Origin of the sequence: Campylobacter concisus, from assembly GCF_002913765.1 — a bacterium.
Taxonomy (GTDB): Bacteria; Campylobacterota; Campylobacteria; order Campylobacterales; family Campylobacteraceae; genus Campylobacter_A; species Campylobacter_A concisus_BB.
The window spans coordinates 166,143-176,497 of sequence record NZ_PPCH01000014.1 but is presented as its reverse complement, the minus strand read 5'-3'; the positions used below and the strand labels follow the sequence as shown (position 1 = coordinate 176,497).

11 protein-coding genes are annotated in these 10,355 nt (G+C 33.6%); 9 read left to right on the top strand and 2 right to left on the bottom strand.

The window, feature by feature from the left end:
• The 8 genes from CYO89_RS04585 to CYO89_RS04545 form a co-directional block, all read left to right on the top strand.
• Positions 1-332 (top strand): fumarate hydratase (locus CYO89_RS04585; protein ID WP_181001883.1); only part of this gene is annotated, 332 nt, incomplete at its 5' end.
• A 97-nt stretch (positions 333-429) separates the two neighbouring features.
• A complete protein-coding gene (locus CYO89_RS04575) occupies positions 430-732 on the top strand; it encodes a hypothetical protein (protein ID WP_103597295.1) in 303 nt (100 codons plus the stop codon).
• A 49-nt stretch (positions 733-781) separates the two neighbouring features.
• Positions 782-1,084, top strand: a complete 303-nt coding sequence (locus tag CYO89_RS10465) for a hypothetical protein (protein ID WP_219809355.1) — start codon at positions 782-784, stop codon at positions 1,082-1,084.
• Between the two features lie 52 nt (positions 1,085-1,136).
• Positions 1,137-2,159, top strand: a complete 1,023-nt coding sequence (locus CYO89_RS04565) for a FecCD family ABC transporter permease (RefSeq protein WP_009295487.1) — start codon at positions 1,137-1,139, stop codon at positions 2,157-2,159.
• A complete protein-coding gene (locus CYO89_RS04560; protein WP_009295486.1) occupies positions 2,156-2,941 on the top strand; it encodes an ABC transporter ATP-binding protein in 786 nt (261 codons plus the stop codon). Before CYO89_RS04565 ends, CYO89_RS04560 begins: the two co-directional genes overlap by 4 nt.
• A gap of 23 nt (positions 2,942-2,964) precedes the next feature.
• Positions 2,965-3,912, top strand: coding sequence for an aldo/keto reductase (locus CYO89_RS04555; RefSeq protein WP_009295485.1), 948 nt, complete (start codon positions 2,965-2,967; stop codon positions 3,910-3,912).
• A gap of 17 nt (positions 3,913-3,929) precedes the next feature.
• Positions 3,930-5,039, top strand: a complete 1,110-nt coding sequence (locus tag CYO89_RS04550; protein WP_009295484.1) for an ABC transporter substrate-binding protein — start codon at positions 3,930-3,932, stop codon at positions 5,037-5,039.
• Between the two features lie 123 nt (positions 5,040-5,162).
• Complete coding sequence (locus CYO89_RS04545; RefSeq protein WP_009295483.1) at positions 5,163-5,675, top strand: hypothetical protein; 513 nt, start codon at positions 5,163-5,165, stop codon at positions 5,673-5,675.
• 460 nt (positions 5,676-6,135) lie between these two features.
• On the opposite strand, the gene CYO89_RS10575 is transcribed toward CYO89_RS04545, so the two are convergent.
• Both CYO89_RS10575 and CYO89_RS04535 read right to left on the bottom strand, forming a co-directional pair.
• Entirely contained in the window at positions 6,136-6,744 is a 609-nt protein-coding gene (locus CYO89_RS10575; RefSeq protein ID WP_258032528.1) for a tyrosine-type recombinase/integrase, read from the bottom strand.
• Positions 6,745-6,761: 17 nt separating this feature from the next.
• The gene (locus tag CYO89_RS04535; protein ID WP_258032527.1) at positions 6,762-8,276 is read right to left on the bottom strand and encodes a DUF6538 domain-containing protein; all 1,515 of its coding nucleotides are present in this window, start codon (positions 8,274-8,276) and stop codon (positions 6,762-6,764) included.
• A gap of 574 nt (positions 8,277-8,850) precedes the next feature.
• On the opposite strand from CYO89_RS04535, the gene CYO89_RS04530 reads away from it, so the two are divergent.
• Entirely contained in the window at positions 8,851-10,266 is a 1,416-nt protein-coding gene (locus tag CYO89_RS04530; protein ID WP_103597294.1) for a hypothetical protein, read from the top strand.
• Positions 10,267-10,355 lie beyond the last annotated feature (89 nt).

Sequence of the window (10,355 nt, the reverse complement as noted above, 5' to 3'; positions counted from 1 at the left end):
TAGTTGGTGTTGGCGTGGGCACTTCGATCGACGTAGCGTCCTTGCTTTCTAAAAAGGCGCTTATGAGGCCTTTGGGCTCTAAAAATCCAAATGAACGCGCTGCATTAACTGAAAAGCTACTCGAAGATGGCATAAATAAAATAGGTCTGGGCCCACAAGGCATGAGCGGTGCAAGCTCGGTTATGGGCGTACATATAGAAAACTGCGCTCGCCACCCAAGTGTCATCGCCGTTGCTGTAAATGTAGGCTGCTGGTCGCACCGCAAAGGCCACATCATCTGGAACGAGCAGCTAAGTTTTGCTGTAAAATCGCACAAGGAGTTTGCGCTATGAGTAAGAAAATTTTAACTACGCCAATAAGCGCCGAGGATCTTTCAAGCATCAAAATCGGCGACGTGATCTACCTCACGGGGCACATCAGTTTGTAGATTTGGCTAGCACACAAAGAGAGCTAGCAGATGAATTAGGAGCTAAGTTTTTAGAATTTTGCAATTCATACCTAAATGAAAAATGTGTTATTGCCAAAAGTGAATTTACTTACCAAGAATCTTTTTTGCCAGCAAGCCTAACTATCGAAGCCTACACTAAAAAACCGACTGCTAACACAACAATGGTAGATGCGTACATTGGTAATGTGCATTTTAGGTTAAATTATGCTTATGTATATGAAGAGTATGATGAAGACCATTTTAAAGATGAATATGCGTATCAATATCTTGACTTTCAAATATAACAAGTGCTATAATACAACCAAGTTACATTTAAAGAAATGAGGGTAAATCATGGCAAACGGAGATTATGAAGTAACTCATAATAGGATTCTTAATAGTGTAAAGAAAAAATATCATTCATACAAAGGTAAAGTAGGCAAGATTGCTGATAATATAATAGACAGAAATTTTAAAGCTGATAAGCCGTTACAAAAATGGAGTACTGATGTATCTCAATTTAACTTTTCATGGAGTAAATGCTACATTTCACCAATACTTGATATGTATACAAATGAAATAATCTCTTATGACTTATCCTTAAGTCCTAATTTAGAGCAAATATCTAAAAAGATTTTGTTAACTTCTTTATATTGAGGATAGGAGACTATATAAAAGATTTTTACTATTAATTAGAAAGAGTGGATAAATGGGAAAAGGTTTCTTTAAGAATAAAAAATTATGCATATTGGTTCTCTTTGTATTGCTATTGCTTTTAATACTAACTTTTATTTGTTTAGGAAGATATCCGGTTAGCCCCTATAAAGCATTTATGATTATATACAAAACAATAACCGGAGATGTTAGCGGCTTAGATGTATATGAAACTAGTGTAATAATTGACATAAGACTACCTAGAATACTTATGGGAGTTTTAGTAGGTGCAGGGCTATCACTGGCAGGAGCAGCATATCAAACTGTTTTTTCAAACCCTTTAGTTAGCCCGGACATACTAGGGGTGTCTTCAGGAGCAGGTTTTGGGGCGGCTTTATCTATATTATTATCCCTAGACATGATAGTGACTCAGCATGTTTCTTTGCTTCTGGGGCTTTTAGCAGTTTATATAGTTTTAAACCTATCCAGAGTAAAAAAACGAACAGATTTGTATGTGTTAGTTTTATCCGGAGTAATTGTAAAGTCACTATTTGATGCTTCAATATCATTTATTAAATATATAGCAGATCCGGAAGATAAGCTTCCAACTATCACTATGTGGTTGCTGGGAAGTTTAGCAAGTGTATCCTATAGAGACCTTGTTATTTGTTCAATAATAATAATACCTTGTATTTTCGGCTTCTTTCTATTAAGGTGGAAATTGAATCTTTTATCTCTAGATTCTGATGAGGCTAGGTCTTTAGGAATTAATGTAAAAAAATTACGTATTGTGGTTATCTTACTCTCAACATTGATAACTGCAACTACAGTTTCTGTATGTGGAATTATAGGATGGATAGGTTTAATAATTCCCCATTTGGCGAGAATGGTTATCGGAAATGATAATAGGTACCTTATTCCAACTTGTTGTGTTATGGGAGCAATTTATTTATTACTGATAGATACCCTTTCAAGAGCAGCTACAAGCAATGAAATTCCCATTTCAATATTAACAGCATTTATAGGTGCGCCATTATTCATAACTATACTTAGAAAGAATTCGGGAGAAAGAAGATGATACTCCAAGTTAAAAAAGGTACTTTTTCATATGACAAGAGAAAAATTTTAAAAGATATTTCATTTGATTTAAAAGAAGAAGAAGTAATGTCCATTCTTGGACCCAATGGGGTGGGTAAAACTACTTTCTTAAGGTGTCTTATGGGATTTTTAAAATGGGACACGGGAAAAGCCTTATTGTTCGGCAAAGATATAAATGAATATGCAGAAAAAGAATTATGGGAAAACTTAAGTTATGTTCCTCAAGTTAAGAAAAGTGTGTTTAGTTATGGGGTTTTAGAAATGGTTGTGATGGGTTTAGATAAGGAAAACAGTTTTTTCCATATCCCTACGAAGGAAGATTATGATAAAGCTTATGAAACTTTAAAAGAATTAGGAGTTGAAAAGCTATCAAATAGATACTGTGATGAGCTATCCGGAGGAGAGCTTCAAATGGTTATGATTGCGAGAGCTCTTGTTTCTAATCCAAAACTTCTTATTTTAGATGAACCGGAGTCAAACCTGGATATGAAGAATCAAATTAGAATCATAGAGGCAATTAAACATATAAATGTAAATAAAAAATCTGCTTGCATAATAAACACTCATTTTCCTAGTCATGCATTGCAGATATCTGACAAAACTTTGTTTATCGGTAGTGACTACAAAACAACCTTTGATGAAAGTTCGAAAGCCATTACTGAAGATAACTTACAAAAGTATTTTCAGATCAAAGCTAAAATTTTAATTTTTCAAGCAGAAGAAGTTGAATACAAAACAGTTGCACCTTATAAAGCCATATAGAACTGTTAGAAGGAGGTTAATGAATGGAATATAGAAAATTAGGATCTACAGGCATACAAATTTCAAGAATATCTATGGGAAGTCATCACTTAAAGAATCCCCAAGATATAGATAAACATGCAGAAAATTTCTTCTATGCATATAAACAAGGAATAAATTTCTTTGAAACCGGCGATACTTATGGAAACAATTGTTCAGAACTTATATTAGGTACAGCCATAAAAGAAATGAAGAAGCATAAAAAACCATTTTATATTATGTCAAAGACGCATGCCGGAGATTCTAAAACATTTCGAAAAAATCTTGAAAATTCTTTGAAGAATTTAGGAATAAGTTGTATTGACTCCTTTACTTGTCTTTGGGGTGTAAAATCTTTTGAAGAATGGAGAGGAGCTAAAGACTATGGAGCTATAAGAGAGATGGAAAAAGCAAGAGAAGAAGGACTTATTAAGCATATTACTTTTTCTTCACACTTACAAAATAAAGAACTAATTGAGATGATTGGGGAGTATAAATTTGATTATAGTTTACAGGGCTTTAATATAATTAATTCCAAATACAGATTAAAAGGAATAATGAAGACTCATGAAAAAGATATAGGGACAATAGCTATGAATCCGCTGGCAACAGGAGACTTGTTGCTTTATGAAGATATATTTAACGCTATTCGTATAAAAGAAGACCAAACTTTGGTTCAAGCGGCATATGCATATATTCTGTCCTTTCCTTTTATAGATTCTGTACTGGGAACCTTTAATTCAAAAGATGAAATTAATGAAGCTATTAAAACCCTATATCAAGAACCTTACTCTGCTAAAGAAAGGAGTGAACAAGAAGGAAAATTAAAAGAAAGAATTAATCAAGTTGATTTAGAAAGAAAGATAGAAGTTGGCAAAGCTCTTAGACAAAGACCTCATATATTAAGAGAAGAAGTTGCAGATTTGTTTGGAGTTTATCCACTAAGTGTATAATTTTCGAAGGAGGAAAAATGAAAAGAAGGATTAGTTTATTATTATTTTTAGTACTAGCATTAATTTTAAATGCTTATGGCGGCAGCTCTCAAAGTAATAAAAATGAAATCAGTGAAAACAAGGAAAAAGAAGCTAGTCAAGTGCAAGAAGTTAAAAAGGTAAAAGAAAGCGAATACTCGATTACTGATGTTAGAGGAAAAACGATTAAATTTGAAAAAACACCGGAAAGAATTGCAACGGTGGACAAGCCTCTTCCGTCTATAATATATGCAATTGATGGAAAGACAGATAAAATTGTAGGATGCAACCCATCTTCTATTAAAGCTTTTGAAGAAAGTGTTTTAAAAAACATGTATCCACAACTAGCTAATGCGAATACTAAATGGTGTTCAAAAGACTCAGTTGTTAACGTGGAAGAGTTATTGAAGCTAAAACCGGATGTAGTGTTTATTTATTCGAATATTGAGAAAGAAATTGAAAAAATGGAAGCTGCAGGACTTAAGGTAGTAGCTTTAAAGAGGGCAGAATTTGACAGTATAAAAGAAAATATAAAAATGATATCTGAAGTACTTCAAAAGAAAGAACGTGGCGACTTATTAGTTGAATATATGGACAAAGGAATTAATGAAGTAACATCAAAGTTAGCTGAAATAAAAGATGAAGATAAACCAAAAGTTATAGAGTTTTATAGTGACATGAAAATAGCTGTAAAAACATACGACCATTGGATGAAACCAAGTGGAGCCCATAATCCGGCCCACGAGCTTAAGGGTAAATTGGCTGAAGTGGACATGGAGCAGATGATTGTATGGAACCCTGATATCATTTATTTAGGAAATCATTCAGACTTAATGCCGGAAGACTTTATTGAAAATAAGCAGGAAGGTAGAAACTGGTCAACAATTAAAGCTGTAGCTAACAAACAAGTATACAAAATTCCTATAGGTGTTTATAGGTGGGATCCTCCTGGGGTTGAAACTCCGCTTACAGTTAAATGGGCTGCAAAAATACAGTATCCACAATTGTTTTCAGATATGGACATGGAAGTAGAGTTAAAGAATTTCTTTGAATATGTATATGATTACAAATTATCAGATGATGAAGTTGCTACAATATTGAGGAAGTAGTTTTAACAAGAAAGGAAGAAACATGGATAAATAAAATAAAAGTATTAGAAATATGATTACAAATTATCAGATGATGAAGTTGCTACAATATTGAGGAAGTAGTTTAACAAGAAAGGAAAAAACATGGATAAAATAAAAGTATTAGAAAAAGGACATGAATTAGAATATAGCTTTGATAATTTACTAAGCTATCATGGTGTAGGTTATCCTGGGGGAGTAGCTCATGCATTTCAAGTCATGAGTAGAGCCTTTCCACTTTTAGATGATGGGAAATTATTAGAAAGAAGAGAGATATATCTTATTACAGCATTTCCTGGACCGGGAGGGCTAGATGCTTTTGAAATGGTAACAAGATGCGTAACAGATGGTAGAATTTCCGTTGATATTAATTTAAAAGAAGCTGAAGAAGTCTTAGAAAGTCCCCATGGAAGATATTATTTTAAATTCAAGTATAGAGATAAAACAGTTGTTATAACCATAAAGCCAGGTTTTGTACTAAAAGAATTTATTGAATTAGCAAGAAAAGAAGATAGAAGTGAAGAAGAAGAGACTACTTTGATTCAGATGAAAAAAGATATGGCAGCAAGACTATTGGCCGCTAAGCCCGAAGAAGTATATAACGCAAAAGTTCTATAAAAGAAAAAGAGAAGGGTTTTGATATGTACCCTCCTTACTGGACAAACCAGTAAGGAGGGTATTTTTTTGAAAATAAAGATGCGTTTGAGTTATTAGTGTTTGGTTCTTATGGAACAAAATACAGTAATTTTTTAGGCTGTATAATAAATATGGGGTTTTAGGGACTATCCCTAACGAGGTCTTTTTGTCTGACTTGTCGGACAAAAAGTATCCTCGCCCAGATGAAATACAAGATGGCTTTTTGATAGCAAATACCATATATAGAATATAGATGCAAGCTGGTTTAGGTTATGTTTTTCGTTGTTTATCGATCCGTTTAAGATAAATCAAATAACATATAGTAAAATATTAAGAAGTTATAAAATGAAGCATAATTTTAGAATCTTAAATAACCTTAAATTATAAATCAATCTTTACTATTTATGCTAACAATCTCATCATTTTAAATAGTTTACTACGCTCACCCTTCCCCTCCTTGATAAAAATTTACCTCCTCAACTAGATCCTTTAGAATTTTTGGAGTTACTGGCTCGCCATAAGTGTTCATGGTGATCTTGTATTGTTGTTCGTGCCCTACAAGAGCAGCTATATGTTCAACCCTCTGGCCACTTTGGATGAGCTTGTTTATGAAAGTATGTCTAAATGAGTGAAATGTCCTTGTTTTATCACTATCTTTTATAACTTGAGTATTGATCTTCTTTCTAAAATATTCAGAGAAGTCTTTATTATCACAGCTAAATAGCCTAACTGCTTTGCTGCATTTCCTAGCTAGCTTCTTTTTATTCTCTATAAATTCAAATAGCCCAATGCTACTTAGCTTAGAGTGGATAGGAACTATCCTTGCAGAGTTTCTGGTCTTTAAAGTCTTGCTCTTGCCTGTTTTTACATCTATTTTTGTATTTAAACTAAAGCATACTATGTTATATTTTTCGACTATGTCATCTGTATTTAGCTGGATTATCTCATTTAGTCTCATGCCAGAATAAGCTGCTATATGAGTAACGAAAAATAGCTCATCTTTACTAATTCTTTGGCTTTTAGTATCACCACTTGATCTAATCTTACTCACAATATCCAAAAGTGCATTTACATCACTTCTTCATAAGGGTTTTTATTTGTAACATCATCTTGGTTTAAATTTATTTGTAGATCTGTAGCTGGATTCTTATCTATATAGTCACTATCGTAGCGGTATTTAAAAAACTCACTAACTCTAACAATATACTTCTTGATGGTTGATTTAGAAATTTTTGGTCTATCTTTTGCCAAAGCTATGATCTCATCTAAGCTCTTATCTTTATAGAGACTATTTTGAGAGAGTTTGGTTGGTAGTTGCAGTAAGATATTTCTAAAATTTAGCAAGTCATCTCTTTTTATCTTTTTAATATCTAGCCCATCACCAAAATTCATAGACATTAGCCGCCCTACATGCCTAACAAGGCCAAATGTGCTATCACTCCAGTTGTTTGAAATACTTGTGTTTGATACATAGTTTTCAAATGCACTCTTTAGTGTGAGCATGTCAGCTTTGCTTTCGTTTTTAGCAGTTGAACCTAGCTGCGATATAAAGCTTCTAGCTCTATTTGAGAAGAGCTTTTGAAAGAAATTTATAGCTTCATTGAAAGTCATGCCACTAGTATCACTTGTATCATCTATCACAAGATCTTTAGCCTCAATGTTACTTAAAACTATGCCTTTATCTTCATATTCATCTGCATTATATAGCTTTACCTGACCACCAAAGTTAGGATCATTTAAATTTCCATATCCAAATTTTAGATCATCGCTTAGCTCATTGTCTCCATCTGGTAATAACTCACAACCAAATATTCTTAGGATATCGTTTTGTGTGAGTGCACCTTTTTGCTTGGCTAGCTCATTTATAGCATCTCTTAGCTCGCAAATAGAGTGCTTTAAGGACTTTTTAGTAAAAGGTAGCACCAAATTCTGCTTTTTTAAAGTCTCTATATCGTCTTGATAGCTATCTATGTTAGCCTCTTTAACACCTTTTGCTATCTCGTCTTTAGTATTATCATCTAAATTTGCACTCTTGTGCTTTTTACCAAGTGGTACAAATGTCTGTTGCTTATCATTTAGTAGCTTTTGGTTTTTGCACATTTTATATGATATGTGATTTATGTTATCTATCGTTGCTTCAAGCACTCTTTTGCCAAGAAGCTTTTTGGTGTGAGAGTCAGTACAAGATAGCTTTTTGCAGATATCATCAATCTCTTTTGATATTACACTGGGCAAGCTATCTTCTTTTAAACTCTGTTTTAAAAACAAATTTAGTGATAGTAGTCCATCTAAATTTATATATCTGCCAAGCATATCATGCTCTTTGATACTTTTGGCCTCCTTGGCTTTTAAAAGCATAAGCACCAAGTGCTCTATAAGTTCGCTGCTCAAATTCATCTTCCATGCCTTTTTGATCGCGTTAAAAATTATAGAGTAGATCTTAGCACGATTTTTTGCTGTATCAAAGCGTTTTGTTAGGAAGGAGGTTATGTATTCGGTTTTATTACCAAAATAAGGCCTCAGATATAGTGGGATGGCTACTCTAAAGTAATATATGCCATTTCGCTTGACTAAATATTGCATCTTTGTTACCTATGCAATATAACTTTGTAGCAAAATGTAGCAGATACCTAGTGTGAAACTGGCTGTGTGCCGTCTTTTTGGTGCTTACACAAGGTTTATTTTTAAACCCTCATAAGCCGGAGGTCGGGAGTTCAAGTCTCCCCCGTGACACCAAAACATTCTATTTTAGGCACTAGCAGTGATGCTTTTGTTCTTTCCCTTTCTTTAAAATTTCCTTTAAGAGTGGAACACTTAGTTACTAAAGTGGGACAGTCTCTTAAAATTTTAGCGATTATAAAGCCATAACCCTTTTAATACCATAAAAAATAGATTTGCTTTAAATTTCTACTTCTTGCTTTTTATCTCAAGACTCCTTTAAATACGCAATTTTAACCTCTATCATTTTAATATTTTTAACTTTTCTTTCTAAAAAATAAACTTTTTACGAAAATTTGCATTTCTAGCGCAGATTTTTTCCAAAATTGGTGTAATTACTATAAAGACATTTTAAAAAGGAAGAAAATGAAAAAATTTTCATTAATAGTAACTAGCACTGCTAGCACGAGAGAAAGTTCAAATGGTGAGGTGATTTACCATGGCTAATGCATATATAGTAAATGATCACAGCCTAGTCATAAATGTGAGGTCAGGTTTTTTAACATATGGTAGAGCCATAGGTAGATTTGCACATGCGTGCCGTGAGAAAAATCAGACTGAGCATATAAAGTATCTTAACAAAACCCCAGCCACTATTAATCGCTACAAGCTCCTAAGCGAGTTTAATGGCAATGGCAATATGAGAGATGCTAACGGCAAAGATGATGAGCTGCATAATATGGCTTTTGTAAAGAATTTACTTAAAGGCTTTCAGGATAGCTTTAAAGAAGACTATGGCAAGCAATCCTACACACAAAAACGACAAGGTAAAGATATAGTTATACGTAGAGCTTGGCGCAAAGATATGGCTAGTTTTTGTGAAGTCATCATCACATTTGGTACAGACAGAGAAAAGGAGCCAAAAGAAGGGCTAAACGACGAAGAGTCAAAATTTATAAATGAAAACATATGCATGGATAGAGTAATGAGATTTGTAAATGCATACTGCGCGAAGTATGGCGCAAAGTGTCTGCTTGTGGCTGAGCATAATGACGAAAAGACCAAGCACTATCACATCATCTTTACAAACTACAACTTTGAGAAGCATGCAAATTTGAGATTTAGTGGCAGGTCAAAAACAGCAAAATTTGGTAAAGAGCTACAAGATATGGGAGCAGAGGCATTTGAAGGTCAGGTACTTCGTGGTAAGTCAAGTAAAAATAGACACAAGAATTTAACCCAAATGCACCAAATAGCAAGTGAATATAAGAGCGAGCAAGAGCTAAAAGAGAAAATTCAAAAGCTTATAGAAGCGGAAGCAAATAAGTATATGCAAAAGAAAGAGCCTTTGTTGGGCGACGAGTACTTTAGGTTAGAGCCAAATGAAAAAAGAGCTTTAATAGTAGGTCTTAGAAATTCTGTTTTTGAACAAATGCAAGAAAGCATAACCATCACATCTGATGAGCAGCTAAAAGAAAAGGTAGAACTTCTTGATGGGCAAGTAACAGAACAAAACAAGATCATAGAGGAAGATAAAAAGAAAAGCTTAGAAGTCTTAAAAGAAAAAGAGCAGCTAGAAAAAGAGCTAGATGATTTAAAAGAGATTCAAGCTGAGCAAGACAAAGAGATAATGCTTCTTAAAAATAGAGTAAAAGCACATACTAATCAGCAAACAAAGATAGATGAACAAAATGCATTGATAGAGAGTAAGAATAGAGAAAATCAATCTCTAGCACGTAAAAGCAAAAGCTTGCAAAAAGAAAATATCAGGCTAAGAGACTTTAATGACAAAAGCTTAGGTCTTTTACTTGAAATAGCAAGCACCGATCCTGAGCTAAAAGAGATAATAGTAAATGAGATGCCAGAGTTGAGTGGTAAATTTACAAAAGATGATGCATTGATGGAGATGGGGTAGTAAGCATTCTTTAAAATTTACAATGCGTAATCTATAAATTTAAGCCACCAAAGTAAGCTAGCCGTGTAAATTTTACCAAGTAAATTTAC